The 24,241-nt window shown below is 39.3% G+C and carries 20 protein-coding genes and 1 pseudogene; 8 read left to right on the top strand and 13 right to left on the bottom strand.

Annotated elements, in window-relative coordinates:
• Positions 1 to 2 precede the first annotated feature (2 nt).
• The 4 genes from IW492_RS05590 to IW492_RS05575 form a co-directional block, all read right to left on the bottom strand.
• Positions 3 to 2,717 carry an ATP-binding protein gene (locus tag IW492_RS05590; protein ID WP_202066454.1) on the bottom strand — a complete coding sequence of 905 codons (2,715 nt, stop codon included), beginning with the start codon at positions 2,715 to 2,717 and terminating at the stop codon, positions 3 to 5.
• A complete protein-coding gene (locus IW492_RS05585) occupies positions 2,717 to 3,943 on the bottom strand; it encodes a metallophosphoesterase family protein (RefSeq protein WP_202066452.1) in 1,227 nt (408 codons plus the stop codon). The genes IW492_RS05590 and IW492_RS05585 overlap by 1 nt, the downstream gene beginning before the upstream one ends.
• A 222-nt stretch (positions 3,944 to 4,165) precedes the next feature.
• Positions 4,166 to 4,507, bottom strand: coding sequence for a YlbF family regulator (locus tag IW492_RS05580; RefSeq protein ID WP_202066450.1), 342 nt, complete (start codon positions 4,505 to 4,507; stop codon positions 4,166 to 4,168).
• Positions 4,508 to 4,575: 68 nt separating this feature from the next.
• Entirely contained in the window at positions 4,576 to 6,738 is a 2,163-nt protein-coding gene (locus IW492_RS05575; protein ID WP_202066448.1) for a PBP1A family penicillin-binding protein, read from the bottom strand.
• 1,147 nt (positions 6,739 to 7,885) lie between these two features.
• On the opposite strand from IW492_RS05575, the gene IW492_RS05570 reads away from it, so the two are divergent.
• Positions 7,886 to 8,749 (top strand): RluA family pseudouridine synthase, encoded by an 864-nt coding sequence (locus IW492_RS05570; protein ID WP_202066447.1) that lies wholly within the window; start codon positions 7,886 to 7,888, stop codon positions 8,747 to 8,749.
• Between the two features lie 441 nt (positions 8,750 to 9,190).
• Here IW492_RS05570 and IW492_RS05565 read toward each other — a convergent pair whose 3' ends face one another.
• From IW492_RS05565 to IW492_RS18330, 5 genes are all read right to left on the bottom strand, one after another.
• The gene (locus tag IW492_RS05565) at positions 9,191 to 10,708 is read right to left on the bottom strand and encodes a phosphomannomutase/phosphoglucomutase (RefSeq protein WP_202066446.1); all 1,518 of its coding nucleotides are present in this window, start codon (positions 10,706 to 10,708) and stop codon (positions 9,191 to 9,193) included.
• A 35-nt stretch (positions 10,709 to 10,743) separates the two neighbouring features.
• Positions 10,744 to 11,205, bottom strand: a complete 462-nt coding sequence (argR, locus tag IW492_RS05560; RefSeq protein WP_202066445.1) for an arginine repressor — start codon at positions 11,203 to 11,205, stop codon at positions 10,744 to 10,746.
• 512 nt (positions 11,206 to 11,717) lie between these two features.
• Positions 11,718 to 13,235 (bottom strand): ABC transporter permease/substrate-binding protein, encoded by a 1,518-nt coding sequence (locus IW492_RS05555; protein ID WP_202066444.1) that lies wholly within the window; start codon positions 13,233 to 13,235, stop codon positions 11,718 to 11,720.
• Positions 13,228 to 14,190, bottom strand: a complete 963-nt coding sequence (locus tag IW492_RS05550) for an ABC transporter ATP-binding protein (RefSeq protein ID WP_202066442.1) — start codon at positions 14,188 to 14,190, stop codon at positions 13,228 to 13,230. The genes IW492_RS05555 and IW492_RS05550 overlap by 8 nt, the downstream gene beginning before the upstream one ends.
• Before the next feature lie 86 nt (positions 14,191 to 14,276).
• Positions 14,277 to 14,408: a hypothetical protein gene (locus IW492_RS18330; protein ID WP_269160917.1), complete on the bottom strand. Its 132-nt coding sequence runs from the start codon at positions 14,406 to 14,408 to the stop codon at positions 14,277 to 14,279.
• Positions 14,409 to 14,480: 72 nt separating this feature from the next.
• Here IW492_RS18330 and IW492_RS05545 point away from each other — a divergent pair, with 72 nt between their 5' ends.
• Genes IW492_RS05545 through IW492_RS05535 form a run of 3 tightly spaced genes read left to right on the top strand, consistent with a single transcriptional unit; the run spans position 14,481 to position 16,322 of the window.
• Positions 14,481 to 15,164 carry a DUF1538 domain-containing protein gene (locus IW492_RS05545; protein WP_202066434.1) on the top strand — a complete coding sequence of 228 codons (684 nt, stop codon included), beginning with the start codon at positions 14,481 to 14,483 and terminating at the stop codon, positions 15,162 to 15,164.
• Positions 15,161 to 15,946, top strand: coding sequence for a DUF1538 domain-containing protein (locus tag IW492_RS05540; protein WP_202066432.1), 786 nt, complete (start codon positions 15,161 to 15,163; stop codon positions 15,944 to 15,946). Before IW492_RS05545 ends, IW492_RS05540 begins: the two co-directional genes overlap by 4 nt.
• 1 nt (position 15,947) lies before the next feature.
• On the top strand, positions 15,948 to 16,322 hold the full coding sequence (locus IW492_RS05535; protein WP_202066430.1) for a P-II family nitrogen regulator: 375 nt from the start codon (positions 15,948 to 15,950) through the stop codon (positions 16,320 to 16,322).
• 673 nt (positions 16,323 to 16,995) lie between these two features.
• On the opposite strand, the gene IW492_RS05530 is transcribed toward IW492_RS05535, so the two are convergent.
• Positions 16,996 to 17,133: a hypothetical protein gene (locus tag IW492_RS05530; protein ID WP_202066428.1), complete on the bottom strand. Its 138-nt coding sequence runs from the start codon at positions 17,131 to 17,133 to the stop codon at positions 16,996 to 16,998.
• Here IW492_RS05530 and IW492_RS18615 point away from each other — a divergent pair.
• Positions 17,132 to 17,383: a tyrosine-type recombinase/integrase gene (locus IW492_RS18615; RefSeq protein WP_202066425.1), complete on the top strand. Its 252-nt coding sequence runs from the start codon at positions 17,132 to 17,134 to the stop codon at positions 17,381 to 17,383. The genes IW492_RS05530 and IW492_RS18615 overlap by 2 nt on opposite strands.
• Before the next feature lie 154 nt (positions 17,384 to 17,537).
• On the opposite strand, the gene pepV is transcribed toward IW492_RS18615, so the two are convergent.
• Positions 17,538 to 18,950, bottom strand: a complete 1,413-nt coding sequence (gene pepV / locus IW492_RS05520; RefSeq protein ID WP_202066706.1) for a dipeptidase PepV — start codon at positions 18,948 to 18,950, stop codon at positions 17,538 to 17,540.
• 216 nt (positions 18,951 to 19,166) lie between these two features.
• Between pepV and IW492_RS05515 the strand changes: the two are divergent.
• Positions 19,167 to 19,424: pseudogene (locus IW492_RS05515) on the top strand (IS6 family transposase); the annotation flags it as partial.
• A 138-nt stretch (positions 19,425 to 19,562) separates the two neighbouring features.
• Here the strand turns inward: IW492_RS05515 and IW492_RS05510 are convergent.
• Positions 19,563 to 19,871: a recombinase family protein gene (locus IW492_RS05510; protein ID WP_229442296.1), complete on the bottom strand. Its 309-nt coding sequence runs from the start codon at positions 19,869 to 19,871 to the stop codon at positions 19,563 to 19,565.
• A 298-nt stretch (positions 19,872 to 20,169) separates the two neighbouring features.
• Between IW492_RS05510 and IW492_RS05505 the strand changes: the two genes are divergently transcribed.
• Complete coding sequence (locus IW492_RS05505; protein WP_202066423.1) at positions 20,170 to 22,347, top strand: AAA family ATPase; 2,178 nt, start codon at positions 20,170 to 20,172, stop codon at positions 22,345 to 22,347.
• Between the two features lie 270 nt (positions 22,348 to 22,617).
• Positions 22,618 to 23,064: a hypothetical protein gene (locus IW492_RS05500; protein WP_236671793.1), complete on the top strand. Its 447-nt coding sequence runs from the start codon at positions 22,618 to 22,620 to the stop codon at positions 23,062 to 23,064.
• A 100-nt stretch (positions 23,065 to 23,164) separates the two neighbouring features.
• Here the strand turns inward: IW492_RS05500 and IW492_RS05495 are convergent, their stop codons facing one another.
• Positions 23,165 to 24,229 carry a trypsin-like serine peptidase gene (locus tag IW492_RS05495; RefSeq protein ID WP_202066415.1) on the bottom strand — a complete coding sequence of 355 codons (1,065 nt, stop codon included), beginning with the start codon at positions 24,227 to 24,229 and terminating at the stop codon, positions 23,165 to 23,167.
• Positions 24,230 to 24,241 lie beyond the last annotated feature (12 nt).

Below are 24,241 nucleotides of genomic sequence, written 5' to 3'. Positions count from 1 at the left end.
GTCTATTCTCCCTCCAGTTGTACAACAGGCTGTTTTTCCTCTTGATAGTAGCTTACCATTTCTTGGTCAGAAGAAAAACAAATAATTTGATGGTTTTCTCCAAAAAGTCTAAACAGCTTTGCCAAATGTCGTTTCCTTTGGCTGTCATAATGCAGCCATCCGTCATCAATCATTACCGGACAGATGCTTTTTTCTCCCATGAGAGCCAAAAATGCTAGGCGGACAGCCATCACCAGCTGATCTTTCGTTCCGGTCGAAAGATCGTAAATCGCAAAATCCCGACCTGCAGCATCCTTAACGATCAACTGCTCATTCTCCAGCTGTACCTTTAGATATGCATCAGCTGTCACTACAGAAAAATAATAGGTCGCCTTTTTCAGCAGTGAAGGAAGCTGTTGATCAGATAATTCTGTCAGCAAATCCATTAACAGCTGACCAGCCAGTTTATACCCTGTCCAGTCAGAAGCAAGTGCCTCAATTTCAGCTCTCATTCCTTCACGTTTTTGGTACAGCTGGTCAAGCGTTCCATCTTCAATCATCAGCTTTCTTTGATAATCCAGACGCTGTTCCTCTTTTTGAAGATGGAAAATTTCATCTTCTGCCCCCTTCAATTCAGCATTCAACTGATACTTCCGATCATTGAGCTGGCTTAAAGTAGTATTTTCTTCATAGAGATTCATCAGAAGCCGCTCCAGTTCCTTCTTTCGACTGTCTGTTGTCTGAGTCTGCTGATAATCCTGCAGCTTTTCTGGTACATCATCAATAGCTAAAATCTGATATTTATAAAGGAGCGGCTGTGCTTCTTCAAATACTCTATGCTGTTTCTCTTTTACTTCCTTGATCGACTGTTTTGTGTAACTATCTGTCCGACTCTCCTGCAGCAGACGATGCTGCTCCATCTGGTCAGTAAAATTACTGATAATTTTTACTCGTTCTTCCAAATTTTTCCCAACAATCGGCAGCCAGTTCACGTAACGCTCAGTCTGCTTCAGCCAATCACCGGCAGTTTTACTTTCTGTTTCTATCTGACGAAACAGTTCTTTGTTTGTGTTCATCAGCAGAAGATAACGTTTGATATCTTCTTTATGGTTCATCCAAAGCTCCAGGCGGTTCATTTTCCCTAAATGATTTGCTCTGGCTTGCTCAAAAATATACTTATTTAATTGAGCTTCTTCTTTTTCAATCCTAGCCATCCGTTCTTCTGTCTGATTCAACTGTGCACTCAGATAGTCTAAATTAGACAGCTTCTGCTGCCATTGCTGCTTCACTTCATCCTCTGTACTTCTCTGCGGAAGAAAGAATACAGCTCCGGCTGTTCCTCCGCAAATCAGGGCGAAAATCCATGACAGCCAGCAAACTGGAGAGCTCAGCAGCAGGCCGCCGACCACACCCATGAGTGCTGCCAGAAGCAAGCCTAACAACAATGCTGTATTGGTTTGGTGCTTCCTTTTTCTTTGATTTCGTTGGAAAATCTTTTGATTGGCTGACTCAAAAGCTTCCAAGTTTTTTTCCTGACTATCCAGACTCTCAATAAGAGAGCGCTGATTTTCTTCCTCCGTCTGCATTTGAACCCTTTGCGTGATAAATTTTTCACGAAGCTCCTTCAGCTGCTGATCTTCAAAAAAAAGATGCGGAGGCTGTTCTTCGGTCCAGTCCCATTTTTGTTCAAGAGCGAACAGTTCCTGCTTGTTCTGAGTAGCGGATTCTCTCATCCAGCCGATTTCAGACAGCAGCTTGCTGATGGTATAACGCTGAGCCAGAAAAGACTTCAAATTTTCTTCTTCCCTCAGGTAAAATAAATACTCTGGCAACAGCTCTTCTCCATCAAACGATTCCTGCAAAGTTCTATTTAGACGCTCTGTTTCCTGCTTCAAAAATTTGTGTTCCTGATAAAGAGCCAGCAGATGCTCGCTTTCTTGAGGTTCTACGGTTATTTTATTCGGATGTATTTGTTTTTGGAGTTTCTGCAGCTCTTCAAAAAGCGGATAGTTAATCAGTTGCTTTTCCACTAGACTCAATTGTTCTTTTCTTTCACTAACTCGTAAGCGCTGCTCTGCAATAGCTTCACTTGTTTGCTTGAGCTGGGCCACCACAGAACCAAATGTCTGCTCTTCCTGCTCTTTATTTCTGATTTTTTCAGACAGTTTCTGGTAAGCTGTCAACAAACTGTTCAGCGGCGGTCGGGCTCCTTTACTCTTATAGATTTCCTGTGCCTGTTTGAAATAAGCCTCTCGTGTCTTCAACAGCTGATCGCTTCCGGAAATCCCCAGAGCCAGCAAAGCTGTCTGCAACTCTTCTTCCTCAAGATTTCCCAGCTGAGACAGCTGTTCCTGTTGAAAGGTAAAAACGGATTGAAAAAGCTCTTTCGTTAACGGATGAAGAACCTTTTTCAGGAGTTCTTCATCCCCGACCTGTTCCCCTATATAGACTTTGGCCTGCCCTTTATTCATTTCTTTAAAACGCTCAATTTGAACCTTTCCATAAACCGGATGCTTCAACCATAAGCGTCCACCATAGCTGCCGCCATTTTTCGGAAGATAACTCTTTCTTTTTTTCCCTTTAGCAGGAAACCCAAATAGAAGAGCTTGGATAAACTGATAAATCGTGGATTTTCCAGCTTCATTACTGCCATAGACAAGCTGATTGCTTCCTGAAAAATCAATGGTTTTCTGATTCCATTTCCCAAAGCCGACAATCTCTATTGAAAGGATTTTCATTATTGATCCTCCTGAATTCTAAAACGTTCTTTTATTCGCTGATCTGCTAGCTTCACACAGTTTTTCCGCCAAGCCTCATCTGTCAGCCCCAGATGAGAAATTACCGGATGCTGCTGCAGCTCTTTTGTTGCTTCCATGAAAATTTCAGGCTGCAGATAGTTTTTTTCAAGCTGATCAAGCAGCCTTGGATCGGCAGTAACAAGAATTTTCTGAAATGCAGAGCTTTCTTTAACTGACAGCTGAAAGACAAACAGGTTCTGTACCTGATTTGCCAAAGCCTGTTGGAGATAAGCTAGGATTTCCCCATTTTCACAGGACATCACAAACTCTTCACCCAATTGATGTGTGTCGTTTAATTGAATTTCATTCAATATAAACGTGTTGTACTGATGTGCCTGCCTCAGCAGCTCTGCTTCTAAATATGCCAGTGCCTCTTTCTTCGTTTGGCAGTCTGCCAGAGAATATTCAGAATATTCCCAGCGAACTTCTTCAACAGAAATAAACTGTGTAGCGGCATGGTGATCTCCCAGTGTCACTAATCCGGCTCCTTGAATCCCCTGCTCTTTTTTTGTATGCCCCTGAGGCGTTCCCGGATAGACAATCAACGGGTCTGCACTTAGAATCTGCGGCTGATGAATATGCCCCAACGCCCAGTAATCATAGCCAAAAGCTTTCATTTCTCCCAGAGAAAACGGTGCATATCTGGACTGATCCCCCATAGATACATCCCCATGGTATACGCCAATATGAATATCTGAATCTGCTGATCGAGCGGGATACTCGGGCAGTTTGCTTTCCTCAATCCACGGCTGCAGGTAACTAAATCCCGAAACTGCCACCCGCTCATTCTGTTTTGTTATAAAATAGTGGGTTTCAACCTCTTCTTTTTCGAATAAATAAACATTTTCCGGAAAATTGAACCAATAGCGTTCCGGATCAAAATAATCATGATTGCCGAAGCTGATGATCACATGAATTTCTTCACTGGTAAGCCTCTGGAGCTCCTCAAAGAAATAAGCCTGAGTCTGAATAGACGTCCTGCTTTGATGAAACGTATCCCCGGAAAAAATCACCGCATCCACTTGATTGGTCAAGGCAGCATCAACAAGTTGATGCAGTACCTGCCGATTGGCTGTTCGAAGTTTTTCTGCCAGTGCTTCCGGCAAATCCGGCAACCCTTCAAATGATCGATCCATATGTAAATCTGCTATATGCAATAATTTCATTTTAAATGCTTCTCCATCCTTCAAGCTTTTCTTTATCATATCATTTTATGGAAAATCGGTCAGTAAAAATATACGAAAATTCGTTCGGTTTTCATTTTTTCAACCCTCTTTTAATAAAGTTGATGGTTTTTATGAAGGTTTGCTTTTTCTATTCTAAAAAAGAAAAACCGCAGCTGAAGCATTCAGCGGCGGTTCTCTCTATTTTTTCTGCTGTTTCGTTTCTTAGTTTTCGTATAAATCCCGAATAGGTGTCATGATAATACGATTCAAATCGTTTACAATCATGCTGAAGGCCTGTTCTTTTTCCATCATTTTATTGATTAATTCCGTCCCCTGAACTTCCGTTGCCAGACTTTGGGCTTTTTGCGCATCTTCTTCTGAAAAATCTTCTCCGCGCATTTGTTTTTCCTGTAATTCCTGTTGGAAAGACTGGAATTCTTTAAACAATTTAAATGCTGGTTCATCTGCCTGCACAGCCTTGTAAGCCTGCTCCAGGGCTTCAAATTCAGTTAATGTTCTCAATTCACGTTCTAGCTGGTTTGCTGTATCATAGATATTCGTCACAGGTTCGTCCTCATTTCTTCTAGATAGTTTCTTTTATTGTAACATTGTTTCATGTCTTTTTAAAAATCTTATTCACCCATCAGTCCGCCAAAGAAATCTTTTACGCCCTCTTTTGTATTTTCCCAGCCTTCTTTGATCTGATCCCCGATGTTCTTGGCACCTTCCTGTACCTGATCACCAATATCCTTCACACTGTCCTTCCAGCCGCTGGTTCCAGCATCAGAAGCCGCTTCACCTGAAGCAACTACCTGTCCGCCGGTTGCATAGGCATCTGCTACTGTGAACGAAGACGGAGAAGCTATATTAGCCAAAATCCCGCCTGCCTGACTGCTAAAGACGTTGGAAGCAAATGTAGCACTGGTCCCTTCCAAATAATGGGTTTCATCTGTATGTTCATAGCCCAGCCAAGTGGCAATCACAACGTCCGGTGTATAACCAATAACCCACTGATCATTTGTTTTCGTACTGTCAAATCCCGTTTCCGTTGTTCCGGTTTTTCCGGCCATCACATACCCATAAGGGTCTGCATTTATTCCGCTTCCTGAACTGAATACACCTAAAAGCATACTGGTAATTTCATCTGCCGTTTCCTGAGAGATGATCTGTGAACCACTTGGCTCACTGTTATCTACCACAACTGCTCCAGTCGAATCTACAATTTTGGTAATCAGATGGGCTTCCATCAGCTGTCCGCCATTTGCAAACGCTGTATAGGCTGCTGCCATATCCAACGGAGAAACACCTGTTTCAATACTTCCCAAAGCTAGCGGATAACGTTTATCGGCTTCATTTAGCGGAATACCAAATTGCTTGGTTTTATCATAACCTTTGTCCAGGCCTATCTGATTCAACAGCCAGATTGCCGGGGCATTCAGACTATCGCCGAGTGCCTGATACATCGGAACTTCTCCGCTAAATGTACGGCTGAAGTTCTGTGCCGGATAGTAATCCTGCAGCTGATCCTGTAAAATGCTGTCAGGCTTGTATCCTGCCTCCAAGGCTGGCGTATAAACAGAAATAGGCTTTAAAGAAGAACCTGGTGAACGCTTTGTCTGTGTAGCAAAGTTAAAGCCGCGATACACATGATCGCCACGACCGCCGACTATCGCCTGAACACCGCCCGTTTTAGGATTTAGTGCCACAGAGCCACTTTCAACCTGTACTCCATCTTCTGCATTTGGAGGAAACAGTACCTCATTTAAGTAAGTCTGATCCATCGCCTGCTGATAGCTTTGATTTAATGCTGTATAAATCTTATAGCCCTTATTCAGCAGATCCTCCTCTGATATTTTATAGCGCTGTACAGCTTCATCCACTACAGCATCAAAGTAATACGGATAACGATAGTCTGCTCCGGTTCCTTCATATCCATCATATAACAAGCCGGCAATATCCACATCTGCTTCTGCATTCGCTGTTTCCTGATCAAGCATTTCATTTTCGACCATTAATTGAAGAACAGTATCTCGTCGATTTGCCGCATTTTCAGGATAGTCAATCGGATTGAAAATCCCCGGTCCTTTCAGCATACCAACCAGTGCTGCCGCTTCACCAACGGTAACTTCAGAAGCACTGACACCAAAATATTTTTTGGCGGCATCTTCAACACCCCAAACTCCGTTGCCAAAATACGAGTTATTGAGATACATGGTCAGGATGTCTTCTTTTGAATACTTTTTCTCAATTTCAATTGCCAGAAATAGTTCTTTGGCTTTACGATCAAAGGTTTGTTCCTGCGTTAAATAGGCGTTTTTAGCCAGCTGCTGTGTAATGGTACTCCCACCGCCGTGACCAAGTTTGCCAAAGGTCAGCTTGCCGACAACTGCACGTGCAATTCCTTTGATGTCATATCCGCTGTGATTATAAAAGTTGCGGTCTTCTGTGGAAATTACCGCATCCTGAATATAAGGAGAAATCTGTGCCAGCTCAATATACGTTCCTTTCTGACCAAAAAGCTTTCCGGCTTCGTCATTATTTTCATCATAAATAATCGTTGACTGCTGAAGACCTTCCTTCAGCGTTTTTACGTTTGCGGCTTTTGCCAATGTAAATAAATAAATGCTGATAACCAATACAGTAACCATTCCCAACAGCAGAATGATTTTATTAATCTGATATTTTTTCCAAAGACGTTTTCGCCACTGATGCAGACGAATCAGATAAGGCTTCAGCCAAAGCCAAAATCGTTTTAAAACGCTGCCCGTCTTTCTCATAAATTCTTTAAAATCCATAGACGCTCCTCTTTTAATGTTTTCCTTATTCTAACATAATTGACAGGCTGTTCTATAAGCCTAGAGAATGATTTTTAAACCTGCTAAGACGCAGTTTCCCACATTTTACCATGATTTCCTTTTGAAATTATGTAGAAAATATTAAGAATTTAATAGGATGTGTACTTGTACACGCTGTCTACATCCAGAGTCTGCCGCCCCTGCTATTGAGACCACAGTCAAGCCACCCTATTAGAACGAGGTTGTGCCAAAGCTTCTCCATGCGACAAGTAATCACAGAGGCATGAAGAAGCTTTGCTTCTACGCTTCTTCGAATGCTCGAATCATACAAAGACTGGAACACCGTTTATTCGGTTTTAGGGATCTCAGACATGCTTATATCACGGTCCCGTCTATCTGTTCTCAAAGAGTTTACTTTTAAAAGATGTTAATAAAAGCTAAAGTTTCATCATGCATTTTTTTAAATTTATCAAAAAAATAGACACAAAAAATTCACATCTCCCTTGTAATATAAAGACATACCAAAACAAACCCTAACACAACACTTTTTCATTTTTAACTCCTTTCCCGCCCTCCCCCAAAGGGCGGGTACTTTTTTATTTTTTTCTATTGCTCTGCTAAAAATATTTTTACAGTCAAAAAATAGAAAGCTATTTTAAGGTGCCCATTTATCTTCCCATTTTTTAAATTCTCAAAATCCATGACATGGCGAATACGCTCTTCAATCACGGGTAAGAACTTTTTCCCTGATAAGATTTCTGTTGCAGCTTTTCAAAATTTCTCAGTATTTAATAATTCATTAGTAAATCTTTTACACTTTCGAAAGGTTTCCTACACAAAAAATTCACATCTTCAAGCTATTATATATTCATACCAATTAAACAAACCCTAACACAACACTTTTTCATTTTTAACTCCTTTTCCCGCCCTCCCCCAAAGGGCGGGTACTTTTTTGTCTTTTTTACTAATTCTCCTAAATGCAGCTTTCATAATGGATTAACTAAGAAAAGCGAACTGCCTCTTCATCCATCAACTCAACTTCAAGCTGCAAACAAATTCATAATCCCTATTGACCTTCCCTCTTAATTTGCTACACTGGAAAACATAAGTATTTGAGCCTTTACTATAAACAGAGGAGTAATTATATATGGAGATTTCCATCACTTTACCTGAAGATTTCCAGGAGTGTTCTGTCAGCAGCCTGCTGGAAAAAAACTGGCTGGTTCCAAAAAAAGTCCGGCATTTTCTGCGTATACGAAAAAATGTTTCTGTGAATGGACAACCCGTTCCATTTCATTTTCCTGTAAAAGCCGGTGACCAAATTATTCTAACCTTTGAAGGCGGCGATTATTCGACACCAAAAGCACAGATCGGCATAGCTGTTCCATTGGATATTCTCTTTGAAGATGAACATTTGATTATTTTAAATAAGCCTGCAGGAATTAAAACACATCCTAACGAACCTGATGAACAAAATACTTTTTTAAATCAGCTGGCTGCGTATCTTGAGCCGAAAAATCAATTTCCCTATGTTGTTCATCGTTTGGATACAGAAACTAGTGGCTGTATTGTCTTTGCCAAAAATCCTTTCATACTGCCGATTTTAAGCCGCATGCTGGAAACAAAACAAATTTCCCGGCACTATCAGGCGCTTGTTTCCGGAAAGATTGATAAAGAAAAATGGACAATTCGAAAAAATATCGGCCGGCATCGGCATGATCGAAGAAAGCGCGTCATTGATCAGCAAAAAGGCGCTTTGGCTGTCACTCATATTGAAAAAGCTTTTTATGATTCGGTTGCGCGGCAAACAGCGGTTTTCTGTTCACTTGAAACCGGCAGAACACATCAGATACGTGTTCATCTGGCGAGTGAAGGTCATCCAATTATCAATGATCCTTTATATGCCCCGTCTACAGAAGGACGATTAATGCTGCACGCTTATGAACTTCATCTGATTCACCCGTTTACCAACCAAGAGATTCTTGTTCAGGCAAATCCGGGGTTATGGTAAAACTTATTTACTGCGCCATCTATTGAGTAAATTTTCCATTCGTAATTAATGCAAAAAGGGATGTGACAAAAATATGTCATATCCCCTAAAAACCGAATACACGGTGTTCCAGTCTTTGTATGATTCGAGCATTCGAAAAAGCGTAGAAGCAAGTTCCTACGTGCCCCCCAGACATGCGACGAGCATTCGAAGAAACCGTAGGAGCAAGTTCCTACATGCCCCCCAGACATGCGACGAGCATTCGAAGAAGCGTAGGAGCAAGTTCCTACATGCCCCCCAGACATGCGACGAGCATTCGAAGAAACCGTAGGAGCAAGTTCCTACATGCCCCCCAGACATGCGACGAGCATTCGAAGAAGCGTAGGAGCAAAGCTCCCCCATGTCTCTGTGATTACTCGTCGCATGGAGAAGCTTTGGCACAACCTCTTTTTTATAAGCGTACTATTTCAGTACATCCTCTAATTTTGTCTTGTCCAATAAATCATATGATTCAAAGAATCCCTGCAGCGTTTCAAAAACCACCTGATTCTTACCTGCCTCGTCATTTTCCACTTGAAGTACCAACAGCGGTTCATGAAGACTCATTCTTAAAAGATACCAGCCGCTGCCGTAGTGTTCTGCTGCATCTACTCTAATGCCTTCATCATTTTCAGGATCAACGGAAAGTCCTGGTGTCTTTTCCGCAAACTCAGCCATATCAGCAATTACTTGTTCACCATATTTTCGCACCTGCTCAGCAAGAATTTTAAAACGAACCTCCTGTACTTCAACAGGTTGTTTCAAGCTGAGAATCAAATCACTGACTGTTTTTCCTTCTTCCTTCAAGCGGGGCAAAAGCATCAGTAATTTAGCAATTACATACGCCCCATCGTCTAAATCATAATTTTCTTTGAATGCTGCATGCCCGCTGGTTTCAATTGCCAGAGGTGTTTCGATGCCCTGCTGATTCAGTTCAATCATTTTATTGATAACGTTTCTGTAGCCTGAGATATAGCGGACCTGTTTCCCGCCTTTTTCTTCAATAAACGCTTTTAAATGGCTGGAAGTCGGTGAATTAGTTACAATACTGCTGCCCGGATACTCTTCCAGCACAATGGTAGCAAGTACAGCAATCAGATTGTTGCGGTTAATGACTTCACCTGTCCGATCAACAACCGCCGAACGGTCAACATCTGTGTCGAAAATAACACCCAAGTCTGCCTGATTATCCAGCACCGCCTGACGAATACTGTCCATTGCTTCTTTATTGTCCGGATTAGGTATATGATTTGGAAATGTGCCGTCCGGCTCCAGAAATTGTGAGCCTGTTGTATCCGCACCTAATGCTCCCAGTACCTTTTCAGCAAAGAATCCACCGGCGCCGTTTCCTGCATCCACAATAATACGGAATCCGGCTAACGGCTTGTCTGCTTCTGTTTTCATCCCCTTCTTAATTTTCGCCGCCATATCCGCTGCGTAGTCCGTCAAAATGTCTTTCTTTACAACTGTTCCTGTTGATTCAGGGAGTTCTTTGTCAGCATGATCAGCAATATATGTAATATCTGCTTTCTCTGCCCCTCCTGATTTGGTAAACAGTTTTAACCCATTGAAATAGTAAGGCAAGTGACTGGCCGTAATCATGATTGCAGCATCGCAGTCATATTGAGGAAATTGTGTTGCCATGAACATCGCTGGTGTTGTTGCCAAGCCAAAATCCAGCACCTGAACCTGATGTGTTGTAAAGCTGTCAACCAACGCCTGTTTCAGTTCTCCTGCTGTAATTCTGCTGTCGTGACCAATACCGATTTTCAGTACTCCTGATTCAAATTTATCTTTGAGTCCTTTTTGATCAATCAGCCAGTGAAGCATGCCAATACCGATTTTCTTCACCTGTTCCACTGTTAGGTTTGCGGTATACTCTTCTGTACTTACTGCGATTCCTCGAAAATCAGAGCCATTCTGCAACGCTTTTAAATCCATGTAGTCAGTTCTCCCTTCAATTTCAGCTCTTTTTTTTATTCATTCCTCATCATTGCTTCAAATCGTTCGACAATAGCTACTGCATCCTCTTCTGATCGTGCAATAATGATGATTGTATCCACTCCTGCTACAGTTCCTGCGACCTCACTATAATTTACCTCATCAAGGAAATTTGTTACAACATCCGCTCTGCCCATATCTGTATGTACAATCACCATGAACTGAACTTTTTCTATGCGTATAACGGAATCCTTTACCGATTCTTTCAACTTGTCTTCTTGACTTGCTGTCTGCTGCTGAGAAAAAATAGCGTACTTTACTTTATTAGCTGCACCGTGCGTCTTCACGATACTCATTTCTCTTACATCTCTAGAAACAGTGGCCTGAGTTGCTTTTACACCTGCCGCTTCTAAACGGGCAATTAATTCTTCCTGTGTCTCTATTTCATTTTCAGTAATGATTTGCCGAATCAATCGCTGACGGTCTGCTTTTTTCATCTGCAACGCTCCTGTATAGTATTTTCTTACATTATAACGAAACTTGTAAAAAAAATCAGTTATTAATGGTAAATTTTACTCTTTTTAACAAAGCTTGCAAGACTTTAAAGCTTTGTATCGAGGATCAGAGTGAATCGAGACCCGGAGGGACACATTTTAATTTAGCTTTGTTTGGAACACCGTTTATTCGGCTTTGAGAGTGAGACAGAAATAAAGTTCCAAACTCTCTTCGTGTCTACCCCCGAATAAACGGCGATACAAAAGCAAAAATTCTTTTTGCGACGAATAACCGCAGGAGCAGCTCCTGCGGAATTAAGCCGAACGATCCTGAAAGTATGAGAAGCTCCAGGAAGGTATCAATTCACAGCTATTCATTCTATGAATAGTATTCCTTGACAATTTTCGGATATTTCTTCTTAATTCTCGGAGCTGATCGCTTTTGTCCCGCTCTCAAATTAGAATGGCTATTCTATTTCCTTATATAAGAAGTCAAACGAATAGTTCCTGTTTTTTTATTCGTTAATCAACTCATTTTCAACCAAATACATATGAGCAACTTCCTGCGGGTCCTGTCCTTCCACATTCACTTTATAATTCATTTCGCTCATTTCTTCCTCAGTAATTTTTCCAACTAGGGGAGACAGCCATTCTTCCAGCTCTGGATACTCTTCCAGCGTTTCTTCTCTCAACAGAGGAGCTCCCTGATAGGGCGGAAACAGCTGCTTGTTATCTTCCAGAACAACCAAATCATACTGCTTCAGCTCACTGTCGGTTGAGTAGGCATCCACCACATTAACATCCCCATTATCAATTGCCTGATAACGCAGGGACGGCTCCATAGATTGAACACTCATCGTCACACCATAAAGCTTTTCTATTCCTTTATAGCCATCATCTCTATCAATAAATTCCAAAGTAAACCCGGCTTTCAGCTGACTGGCGATTCCTTTCAAATCTTCAATTGTTTTTAACTTATACTCTTCTGCAAAACTTCTCTTCACAGCCACAGCATAAGTATTTTGATAGCTCATTGGTTCCAGATAAGCCAGATTGTCTTGTTTGGCAATCTCATCTCTTGCATACTCATACACTTCCTCCGGATCATTGGATGTATTGGTATTTTCAGGTAAAAAGGTTTCCAAAACCGTTCCAGAGAATTCAGGATAAATGTCAATCTCACCTGATTTCAGCGCATTATACAAGAAGGTGGTTTTACCGAAGTTCGGCTTCAGCTCTACTTTAACATCGCTATTTTCTTCAATCAGTTCCCTGTACATATTAATGATAATATCCGGCTCAGCACCAAGCTTTCCAGCAATAGTCAGTCTTTTTTGTTCTCCTTCGTAAGTTGTATACACAAAAGAACCCACCAGCAAAGCAAACAACAGAACAAAGGCAGTCACAATCTTTTTCACGCTTGCTTTTTCCAGCAGATGAATCCCATAATTGAAAAGCACTGCCAGAACGGCTGATGAAATCGCACCGATTAAGATCAATGAAACATTGTTTCGATCAATCCCCAAAAGGATAAACGAACCCAATCCGCCGGCACCAATCAAGGCTGCCAGTGTTGCTGTCCCGATAATCATAACTGCTGCTGTCCGTATACCGGAAATGACATAAGGCAATGCCAGCTGCAGCTCGAATTTCACAAGCTTCTCTTTTTTGGACATTCCAAATGCCTCTGCCGCCTCTTCCAGTGAAGGATCAATCTCTGTCAGACCTGTATAGGTATTCTGCAGAATTGGAAACAAGGCATACATCACCAGTGCAATAATTGCCGGTGGACTGCCAATACCAATCAATGGAATCAGAAGACCCAGCAATGCCAGTGATGGGATTGTCTGAAAGATTCCTGTAATCTGCAAAACAGCTTCCGCAATTCTCTTGTAGCGTGTTAATAAAACAGCAACAGGGACAGCAATTAGAATGGCGATCAGCAGAGACAGCAAAGAAAGTTGAATATGCTCCACCAGCGCCTGAGCATAATCTTCTTTCCTCGACATAAATGTTTCGATTAAATTAGTCATCCAACGGTTCACCTGCCTCTAACTGCTGTTGCAGAAATGCAACAATTGTCTGGGAAGTAACTTGCGCTTGCTGATTTTCCTCAAGCTGCAGGTTCAACTTTTCGTTAGCAGCTAACCGGCGGACGACTTCGTCAAGTCCTGTTTCCATCGTCACTGATCGCCCTGCTGTCCCCGTTATTATTTCAAGCAAGTCCATAGCTGCTAAATCCTCCACACGATAATCAGCCAGACCGAGTGAATCATTTTTGAAGAACTGTGCAACAAAATCATTTTTCGGATGCTTTTTAATCTGATCCGGTTTATCCACCTGAATCACTGCTCCGTCTCTCATAATACAAATGCGGTCTCCTAAAAGCATGGCTTCATTCATATCATGGGTAACAAAAATGATTGTGCCGGACAGCTCTTTGTGCAGTTCTTTTATCAGCAGCTGCAGCTGGCTTTTGGAGATTGGGTCCAGTGCACTGAACGGCTCATCCATTAAAATAATATCAGGCTTTGCTGCGATTGCCCGCAGAATACCAATACGCTGCTGTTCACCGCCAGACAACTCTGAAGGTTTTCTCTGCATATATTCTTCTGGGGAAAGTCCGACTTTTTCCAAAAGTTCCCTGGTTCTTTGTCTGCGCTCATCTTTTTTCCAGTTTTTCATTTCTGGTATCAGTTCAATATTTTCAGCTACTGTCATATTCGGAAACAGGGCAATCTGCTGCAGAACGTAACCGATTCTCAACCGCAGCTCTTTCAGATCATAATCAATAATACGCTTATGATCAAAATAAATATCCCCTTCAGTCGGTTCAATTAGACGATTAATCATCTTAAGTGTAGTCGTCTTACCGCTTCCGCTTGGTCCAACCAGAACAAAAAATTCTCCATCTTGAATCGCCAGATTATTATCTGTCAAGACAGTCTGATTCCCATATTTCTTTGAAACCTCTTGAAACTCTATCATCTCTCCACCTCTTTTTCCCCTTGAAATCTTCAAGCTGCACCAATTAAGTATACGTTATCCTTCTTTTTCTTACTAATATCTTGTCTTTATGTCCCTTTTTTCATTCTGAGACAACCTGCTTCTTTCAGTAATTTCTTCAAAGCAGCAATTGCTCCTTCCTTCAAAAGAGAACGTACGTTCTTTGGTAGTTTTATTTTAACATTACTTAACAATGTCACGTCAACCCCCAAATTACATTTATTTTAGGTTATACTAAAAATGTACGAAAAAAATACAAAGGAGGAGGATGCATGCGAAAATCATTTCAGGATGTATTAATGGCTATTGCACCAATGACTTTGCTGATTATTATCTTAACTTTTGCATTTGCACCGTTACCAGCCGAAGACCTGATTATTTTTTTAATCGGCGCAGGAATTATGATTATCGGAATGGCACTGTTTTTATTTGGGGCGGACCATTCCATGATGGCAGTGGGAGACCTGGTTGGTAAATTTATGGTCAAAAAGAAAAGCTTAAGTATTATTCTTGGTTTAGGATTCCTTATTGGAATTGTTATTACGATTGCAGAACCATCTGTACAGGTTCTGGGGCAGCAGGTCAATGAGATCTCTGACGGAGAAATTTCCCGGCTGCTGATTCTCGGTGTTGTCAGTGTAGGCACCGGTATATTTCTGGCATTTGCATTAATGCGGATCATGTTCAAATTTTCTTATTACAAAATGATGCTGATCGGCTATGTTTTTGTGCTGATTGCTTCATTTTTCACCAGTCCGGAATTTATGCCTATCGCTTTTGATTCAGGCGGCGTTACCACCGGACCTATCACCGTTCCATTTATTCTATCGCTGGCTATCGGCGTCACATCAATGATCAAACAAAAACCACGTGAGAACGACAGCTTTGGTATGGTGGGAATAGCATCACTGGGACCTATCCTGGCAGTTATGACATTGGGGGTTATCTTCCGATGAATGTGGATACAATTGCTACTCGACTGTTTAGCGGCTTAGGGGAAGTTACCAAAGAAGTCCTGATGGCTGTGGCACCTATTATTATTATTTTTGTCGTCCTGAATTTTATCAGCTTCAAACTTAGAAAACGACGGTTTGCTAAAATTATGATTGGATTTCTAATCACAATTATCGGTCTTATTCTATTTCTTCATGGCGTAAATATTGCCTATGTCCCTGTAGGAAAACACTTGGGAGCTTCACTGGCCTCACTGGACTATAACTATATTTTAATTCCCTTAGGCTTTCTGATGGGCTTCTTGGTCGGCTATGCCGAACCAGCAATTCATGTGATGGTTAAAGAAATTGAGAACATCAGTGAAGGTCGTATTCGAGGAAAAATCATGCTGCTGTTTGTTTCAATCGGAGTGGGAGCAGCAGTCAGCTTATCCATGTGGCGGCTTCTGGCAGGATTCTCTCTCTATTACTTTTTAATTCCAGGTTACATCTTAGTCTTTCTTTTAGGCAGAAAGGTCGATAAAATGTTTTTGGCAATGGCATTCGATAATGGCGGCGTAGCAACCGGTCCCATGTGCTCCACATTTATTTTATCTATGTGTGTGGCGATTGCAGGTCAGCTGGAAGGTCGAGATCCTTTAATTGACGGTTTTGGCGTAGTGGCAATGATTGCACTGGCACCAATTTTATCAACACTTGTTTTGGGATATATTTATAAATTAAACGATGAACGGGATCAGAAAAATAAATTAGAACTACAAAAATTAGCGGAGGACGAAGGGTAATATGAAAAAATTAGTGGCTTTAAATTTGGAATTAATCGTAACAATTGTTGACGGCGGTACCGGTTCCGATGTTATTGAAATCACAAAAGAAGCAGGAGCCCCCGGCGGTACAATTCTTCACGGACGGGGTTCCGGAGTTCATGATGCAGGCCGTTTTTTAGGTATAGATATTGAGCCTGAAAAGGATATCGTTCTCACTATCGTCCCTGAATCTCTGACCAATACTGTGTTAAATGCTTTAAGTATCGAGATGAAAATTTTCAAGCCCGGCAACGGCATTGCCTTTGTCATCGATCTGGATAAAGTGATTGGTATATCAAAAATTGATGAGTACAGCAAAGTTGTTGAATTGGACGACTTGATGAACGGAAGATAAGGTCGGGGGCTGCTCTTTTCTTGTCCCCCTGTTTATTCAGCTTTTCAACAAATTATTTATCGGCAGAAGCTCTTTTTAAAGAGTCCTACTGCCGATTTTTTGCGGCTCTTTGCCAAGTAGGACTGATGGGTAGAAATAGGGTGACGGTGAGACAGAAATAAAATTCCAAATTCTCTTCGTGTCTACCCCCGAATACACGGCGGAACAAAAGCAAAAATTCTTTTTGCGACGAGTAACCGCAGGAGCAACTCCTTCAGAAATAAGCCAAACGATCCTGAAAATATAAGGCGCTCCAGGTTCTTCACCGACTAGGTAGCAGGACTTCATCTACTCTGCTAAAGCAATCCTAGTGAAGCCTGTCAATTCTCGTATGTTTCATACATAGAAGTTGATGTGATCAAAGCGAAGCGCAGTGTATCAATTCTCAGCTAGTCATTCTATGAATAGATTCCTTGACAATTTTCGGATACTCCTTCTTAATTTTTGGAGCTGATCGCTTTTATCCTGACCTCGCTTTTCACTTTCAAGCAACCTTTCAAGCTCTCTTTTTTCAGAAGTCAAACATTCAATTTGTCTTTCCTGTTCTCTGATTTTATCAGTTTGATCATTCTTATTATTTGAAGAACAACCAGAGAGAAGAAGAGCTGCAAAAATAAAAAAATGCTTTTTTTCATCACCTTAGCTCCTTAATCGAAGATTTATTATCTTCAATCGTTTCAAGGGTCAATTCATAAAACATTTCATGGATCAACTGTGTATCATTGTCTTTATAGACAACCGTACAAGTCGCTTCAACTTTTCCCTTCAACATGTCTCAATTAAACCGTTACTTTCAATTAGTCTCTACAGAAACAAACATTAAAGTAATACCTCACGTAATGAGACACAACTTTGCTACTCAAACAATAATTGCTGGTGTAGCAGCAGAACACACCACAAGTTGTCTCGGATATAAGAACATTACTGTGATAGAGTATTACACACATATTAAAGACGAAACAACTTCAAATGTAATTGATATTATGGAAGCTAGACTATCAACTAACAAAGAAATTGGGTAAAAAAACTGGCGGGATTTTCTACTATATTTAGTAGTTATATCCCGCCAAGTTCCCGATTCAACATCATTTTTATTCAGTTTTTCAACTGCCCTTTTGCCAAAGACACCCCTTGAATCTAGGTTATAGACTGAATAAACATGATTTTAAACAGTCTTTACTTCGCCAAACGATAAATAGCATCCGCATAGATCACCGCTGCCCGGAATAGATCATCCAGCTCCATAAATTCATTCGCCTGATGCATCGTGTCTACATAACCGGGGAACATCGCACCATAGGCAACACCACGTTTCAGCAAGCGTCCGTATGTACCGCCGCCGATAATTTTTTCTTCCCCTTTTTCTCCAGTATGGTCTTCATAAACCTGCAGCAAAGTTTTAACCAATGGATCATCCGTAGGAACATAATGCGGTTTCTGGTTGCGCTCATCCTGAATAATCACGGTTTCCAGACCGCCGATTGCCCGACGAACACCAGCTTCCAGCTCATCTGCAGTTATTCCTTTAGGGTAGCGGAAGTTCAGGCTGATCAAATTTCCTTCTTCAGCATCCTTATTAAAGTTGAATAAGCCGGCATTCATTGTTAAACGTCCCATCTTTTCATCTTCATAAGCAACACCCAGATTTTCTCCATAAAAATCTTCGTGAATAAAAGCAGCTGTGTGGATGAAGGCTTTGGCAGCTCCGCCAAAATCATAGTCCTTGATAAAGTCTGCTAAGAATGTGGCTGCATTAATTCCTGACTGAGGGCTGGCACCATGTGCACCTTTACCAGTAATTTTCAATGTCACAATATTATCCTCAATGCTGATTTCTCCTTCTACCGGTAAATCAGCAAGAAAAGCATTAAAGGAAAGAATGAACGCTTCTGTTGACAAGTCTGATGGAATTGTAAAGATCGCTTCTGCTGTTCCCGGAACCATATTGACTCTCAGTCCGGAATGGAATCTCTGCAGTTCAAATGTCCCGCCGTTTGTTCCTTTAAACTGAGCGAAAATTGTCACATTTCCTTTTTCTCCATTAATGATCGGAAACTCAGCATCTGGTGAAAAACCGAAATCAGGCGCTTCTTCGTGCTGGAAGTAATAATCCATATCTGCCCAGCCGCTTTCTTCATCACTACCCACAACAAAACGGATTTTCTTAGATAACGGCAAGCCCAGCTCTTTAATGATTTTTAAGCCGTAATACGCAGCTATGCTTGGTCCTTTATCATCGCTTGAACCGCGTGCAAAGATTTTTCCATCTTTAATTACCGGCTCATAAGGGTCCGTATCCCAGCCATCACCGGCAGGAACTACATCCATATGTCCAAAGACACCTAATGTTTCAGTTCCTTCGCCATATTCAATATGACCGGCATAGTTATCAACATTTTTAACAGTAAATCCATCACGTTCACCATAGGACAGCATGTGTTCCAATGCAGCTTTCGGTCCTGGTCCAAACGGGGCTTCTTTTGTTGCTTTATCATCTTCCCGTTCACTGTTGATACGCAACAGGTTTTTTAAATCTTCAAGGAGATCTTCTTTGCGATCTTCCACTTCTTTTTGCCAGTTGATTGTCATCCGTTTCTTCACTCCCATAAATTATTCTTCTTTCCCATCATACCACTAACTATAGGAAAAATAAAAAAGAGAAATACTTTTCTATTCAAAGAATCTCGACTATTCTGTTATGATAACGCCGATAGTAAAATTAAGCTAGACAGCTAAACGGTTCTGTTGTAAAGTTTTCCATAAGCTGATTTTAGGTTACACTAGGTACAAAAGATAGCCGGAGGAATAGTCAGGAATCATTTTAAAGGAAAACAATTTCAAAGAGACGTGATTATTGTAGCCGTTGGCTACTACCTTCGTTACAACCTCAGTTATCGAGAAGTCCAAGAAATCCTTTATGATCGTGGGATTCATGTTAGTCACACAACGATTTATCGGTGGGTACAGGAATATGGTAAGCTATTATACCAGCTCTGGAAAAGGAAAAAGAAACAGTCCTTTTATTCGCAGAAAATGGATGAAACTTACATCAAGATTAAGGGCATGGAAGCCATTCGCGGAATCTACAAGAAAAGCCGAAAAGAGGGAACTCTCTTCGGCTTTTCAGTCTGCATAGAAATCAATGGTTTATTGGAAATGCCAGTTTAAGATCCGGATCAACGTAAGGAAAATATATTCATTTTAGAACTTTGCAACAGAACCCAGCATTTTACGAGTGAGGCGGTCTAGCTTGTAAATCTGTAGCGTAACAAGTTTGTTCTGCTTAGCTAGTTGTTTAACAAGGGATATAGCATTTGTCAGTTCGGGGCGGTTGTCGTTATCTCCAGACTGTTTCTCACTGAAAATAATATCGCAATTCTTTAGTGCTTCCGTCTGAACTTCCAAACCTAATTTTTGCCGATCGTCCTGAGATGAAACACGAGCGTAGCCGATTTTTACCTTTTCTAATTTCTCCAGTTCCTTTACTTTCTTTTTCTGCTGTTTTTCCATATTGGAAACCTCCATATATATTATTTTGTATTACATATATATGGTAAAACGGAATGGCGGGAATGGGTAAAAGAAGATATAGATAAAAATCCTGTAGTCCTCAAAACTACAGACTTATATAGATGCCTTATTGAAGTGATTTTAAAATATCTACATTACTTTTTAAATCAATAGTCTAGCTAGTGATATTGTTTACTATTTGATATAATTAATTAAGAAAGAAATAGTAATTGGAGAAATGAAAATTGTCAGAAAGACAGACTAAGGCTTTTTGGAGAAACAGAAATGGGGATTATCTATGAAGTTAAACTTTAATAAAACTAATGTATTTTCCAGTAATGAAATTGTTTTTGACAAGAAAGTTAATTTTGTTTTTGGAAAAAATGGGACCGGAAAATCAACAATTACTTATCTTGTAAAAGAACAATTTGAAAATAATCTGGATATTCATACGTTTCAAGGGTTTGATTCTATAATCGGCGAAGATAATAGGTTGAATGCTGTGATATTAGGTGAGGAGAACACTTCCATAAATCAACAAATTACTGCTAAAGAATATGAAAAAGAGACTATTTCACTTGAGATAGAAAAAATGTCGAAAGAAATTAATGAGCCTGAAGACAAAAGTAAAGAAAACACATATTCAAAACTTGAAAAAAGTAAAAAAGAAAAAGTAGATAAAGAGAGAACGATTGAAACATTCTACACTAACTCTGCGACCATGATATCTAAAAATAGCCAACTAGTTGAAAACGCTCGCACGTATAGAAAGAACTCTTTCAAAAAAGAGATAGGAATTTCTAAGTTTCTCGAAAAGGATGAACTAGAAAAGAACAGAAAGATTTTAGGGTCTAATAAAAAGACAGCAAAAGCTATTAGTTTCCCTGCGATTAATTTTTCAAAATACCAAGAGTCGGTAAATGAAATACTTTTAGCAAAAGTAGAAAGCAAAATTGTTTTGAGAGAATTAGATAATAATTCTAAGAAAACTAATTTTGCTCAAAGTGGTATGCATATCCATAAACCAGGAGAAGAATGTTCCTTTTGTGGTAATTTAATCACCTCAGAGAGAATGGATTTATTAAAAAGGTACTTTTCTGCTGACGAAGTAGAACTTTTAAAAAAAAGAATTTCAAACGGAAGAGATAAAATTGATGTTCTAAAAAAATCTCTTTTATCCATGACAATAAAAAGTGAAGATTTTTACCCTGATTTTTTTGAAAAAGCAGAAAGTATAAGAGAAGATGCTAAGAGTTTGGTTGAATCTCAAGTTTCTTTTCTAGATGACCTCGTAATAGCACTCAATGAGAAAGATAAAAATTTATTTAAAGAAGATGAGGCATTAAGTTTAGCTATCCCTAAAACATTTGATGATATTGCTTCTGAGTACAATAGTTTGATTAAGTTAAATAATGAGTTCGCCGATAATCTAGAGTTAAAACAAAAAGAAGCGATGCAAGCCTTAAGACTACATGAAGTAAATAGAATAGTTGATGAATACAAATTAGATTCTGAGTTAGTTAGACTTGAAGAATTAATTAAAAAACAAGAAGAAGCACAAAATGATTTTGACGATGAGGTATCAAAAATCAAGATCGAGAAAAAGAAAATTGACTCAATAAATGATGATATTACACGACTAAAGAAAAAAACCAAAAATACAGAGAAGTTAGCAAATAATATAAATGATAGGCTGAGATATTTAGTTTCATTTGAACTAGTTAGAAAAAAAGTTGAAAATCAAGAGTTCTACGAAATTCAGGACCCTTACGGAGAGACTAGACCTATCACAGAATTGTCGACAGGAGAAAAGAATATTATCGCTTTTTTGTATTTCATCGAGAAACTTGAAGAAGTTCCAGACACTCCTAGAGATGCTGATAGAGTTATTATTTTTGATGACCCTATGACGTCAAATGATGATACTATGCAGTATTTGATAATTGATGAACTTCAGAAAATAATTAAAAAATGCGATAAAAAATCGAATTCTGATAAATTTATTCTACTAACACACAATATTTTTTTCTATCTTAATTGTTCGTTTGACATAAAAAATAGAAGAGATGGAAAGAACGCTTTTGAAGAGAATAATTTTTATAAACTCCAACGATGTAATACTCAAACAAAAATTAGTAAAATTGAAAATAAGCAGCAAGATTTTAAAACCAACTATGAGGCATTGTGGCATGAACTTGTCTTTTTATATACAGAAGACAAACCGGAAATGATGCTAAACCCTATTAGAAGAATTATAGAGACTTTCATTATTTTTAATGGAAAAGAAGACTTCTATAAAGACAATAAAGATGCTAAGAACCTATTTAATACAAATTCCCATTATTTCCCAGATTTAGAAGCTGATTTGAATGGGAAAAGTCCAGAAGATATAAAGACTATGATGAAAAAATGCTTTAAGGATAATGGTGCAGAAAATCATTTTACTAAGCATTGGAAAAATACAAGCAAAACATAGACTACTCGGCAAAAAAAAGACTTATGGATTTTACAAGTCTTCTTTTGTATTTGTAAAAGATCATATTCACTGAGTTCAAATTTTATTATTAAAACTTGTTTTATGGAAGTTGTTTATTATAGCATAGTCTCAAACTGCAGTACTAATCAAAATTCTATTGTGTATCTGGTCATCAGAATAGTATCAATGAACCTTACTAAATTTAAACATACAGAAAACAATTATTATGGTATACTTCACTTGAAGAACACCATACTACTGAGAGGCCAGGTGGATATGAAAAAAAAATCCTTTATCTTACTCATCTTCCTAACTTGTATAATTTCCGGTTGTACAAAACAACAAGACCAATCTTTAAAAAAGAAATTAGTAAATGAAAACGATACAAACGAAATTAAACTAGCTTATGAAATTCAGGACGAAAATACAATTTTGCCTGTAATTACCAACAATTCGGACTACACGATTCAATTCGATCCTAATAATTATACTGTTGAAATACTGGAAAATAAAAAATGGGTAACAGCACATAATAACTATACAGGTAAATCGTCTCTAGGATTAACCATTGATATTCCGGCAAATACTTCTTATTCTTCTAAGACAAAAATTGACATTAGTTATCTAGACAAAAATGAAAATTATAGATTACACTATAAATTTTATAAAGAACGAATTCCTAAAACTGATCCAATAAACATATACTGTACAATCTAAAAAAAGGTAAATTTGAATCTGAGTGCCGCATTTTTCAAGTTTCTAAGAATAGGAAACAATAGACAAACTATCTTCACGAAAGCTTGTCTATTGTTTTTAGTTACTTCATTATCAAGTTGTACGAACTAGAATTAATTTTGGGATATACAACAGTTTGATTAACATCGTTCATAGAAGAAGAATTAATTCCTATTACTTGTCCGGCAGAATTCAATAATGGACCACCACTCATTGACTCATGCATAATACCATTAGGATCTCCATATACCCAGTCAAACCAATCACTCCTAATAACACTTGTCTTAACATCGACAACAGAACGAGTTAAATATCTTGATTGATAACTGAATCCCCATGATACAGCACCACTCAAACTACTTGGTGGCGTTGCTAACATGTTTAAATTAGACGGTATTGTACCGGATGTTTTTGTAACATATAAAGAACCGAAATCAGATCTGATTCCTTGAGAATGGCTACTTGCGTTAAGCCAATCTTGATTTGTATTCATTTTACTGACTGTATAGATCGAAGAAGCAATCCAACCAATCCTAGGATCATTATAAAAGCCAAAATTTACTGTCGCCATTTTTGCCCAACCAAGGCCGCTTTCTTTATCATAAACTACGTGTCCAGCTGTCCCAACTTTCGCATTGGAAGCTTTAAATCCACTGGCTTCCCCCATAATCAGATTACCACTCCCATCATCAAAGAACACATATATTTTTGCAATGGAATTATTTACTAAGTTTGGTCCAGTATACGCTGAACCGCGAGTCAGCTTTTTGTTTTGTTCGTTGACACTTATAAGATCTTCTAAACTTCGATTTTCAACTTGTTCTGGTAGTGTTCCGTTATTGTACTCTTCTAGGGATAAGATACTAATATCCTCTTCCGGAACATCACTATCAGCAGAATACTCCTTCTTTATCTCTTCTTCCCATTTATCAATATCAATTACAACTTGTGTCTCTCCGATATTAGTCAATGAAGGAATTTCATGAGTATAAGTTGACGGATCAATAACTTCTATCTCTCTTTCAATAATTTCCTCTTGTAAAGTATCATCAGTTGCCTCAGCTAAAGCTGAATCCGGCATAAAACATATAAAACTAACCACTACTCCAAAAAACAAACCAGACTTTTTCGTATAAATCCCTTCCATTCTGTAAATATT

This window comes from Enterococcus sp. BWB1-3 (genome assembly GCF_016745275.1).
Lineage (GTDB): Bacteria > Bacillota > Bacilli > Lactobacillales > Enterococcaceae > Enterococcus_L.
This window is presented reverse-complemented; position numbering and strand designations above follow the sequence as displayed.

What these genes read in the sequence shown, in the direction of transcription:
- IW492_RS05590 (WP_202066454.1), bottom strand. Translation starts at nt 2,717, where the DNA reads ATGAAAATCCTTTCAATAGAGATTGTCGGCTTTGGGAAATGGAATCAG.
- IW492_RS05585 (WP_202066452.1), bottom strand. Translation starts at nt 3,943, where the DNA reads ATGAAATTATTGCATATAGCAGATTTACATATGGATCGATCATTTGAA.
- IW492_RS05575 (WP_202066448.1), bottom strand. Translation starts at nt 6,738, where the DNA reads ATGGATTTTAAAGAATTTATGAGAAAGACGGGCAGCGTTTTAAAACGA.
- IW492_RS05570 (WP_202066447.1), top strand. Translation starts at nt 7,886, where the DNA reads ATGGAGATTTCCATCACTTTACCTGAAGATTTCCAGGAGTGTTCTGTC.
- IW492_RS05565 (WP_202066446.1), bottom strand. Translation starts at nt 10,708, where the DNA reads ATGGATTTAAAAGCGTTGCAGAATGGCTCTGATTTTCGAGGAATCGCA.
- argR (WP_202066445.1), bottom strand. Translation starts at nt 11,205, where the DNA reads ATGAAAAAAGCAGACCGTCAGCGATTGATTCGGCAAATCATTACTGAA.
- IW492_RS05555 (WP_202066444.1), bottom strand. Translation starts at nt 13,235, where the DNA reads ATGACTAATTTAATCGAAACATTTATGTCGAGGAAAGAAGATTATGCT.
- IW492_RS05550 (WP_202066442.1), bottom strand. Translation starts at nt 14,190, where the DNA reads ATGATAGAGTTTCAAGAGGTTTCAAAGAAATATGGGAATCAGACTGTC.
- IW492_RS05545 (WP_202066434.1), top strand. Translation starts at nt 14,481, where the DNA reads ATGCGAAAATCATTTCAGGATGTATTAATGGCTATTGCACCAATGACT.
- IW492_RS05540 (WP_202066432.1), top strand. Translation starts at nt 15,161, where the DNA reads ATGAATGTGGATACAATTGCTACTCGACTGTTTAGCGGCTTAGGGGAA.
- IW492_RS05535 (WP_202066430.1), top strand. Translation starts at nt 15,948, where the DNA reads ATGAAAAAATTAGTGGCTTTAAATTTGGAATTAATCGTAACAATTGTT.
- IW492_RS18615 (WP_202066425.1), top strand. Translation starts at nt 17,132, where the DNA reads ATGTCTCAATTAAACCGTTACTTTCAATTAGTCTCTACAGAAACAAAC.
- IW492_RS05530 (WP_202066428.1), bottom strand. Translation starts at nt 17,133, where the DNA reads ATGTTGAAGGGAAAAGTTGAAGCGACTTGTACGGTTGTCTATAAAGAC.
- pepV (WP_202066706.1), bottom strand. Translation starts at nt 18,950, where the DNA reads ATGACAATCAACTGGCAAAAAGAAGTGGAAGATCGCAAAGAAGATCTC.
- IW492_RS05510 (WP_229442296.1), bottom strand. Translation starts at nt 19,871, where the DNA reads ATGGAAAAACAGCAGAAAAAGAAAGTAAAGGAACTGGAGAAATTAGAA.
- IW492_RS05505 (WP_202066423.1), top strand. Translation starts at nt 20,170, where the DNA reads ATGAAGTTAAACTTTAATAAAACTAATGTATTTTCCAGTAATGAAATT.
- IW492_RS05495 (WP_202066415.1), bottom strand. Translation starts at nt 24,229, where the DNA reads ATGGAAGGGATTTATACGAAAAAGTCTGGTTTGTTTTTTGGAGTAGTG.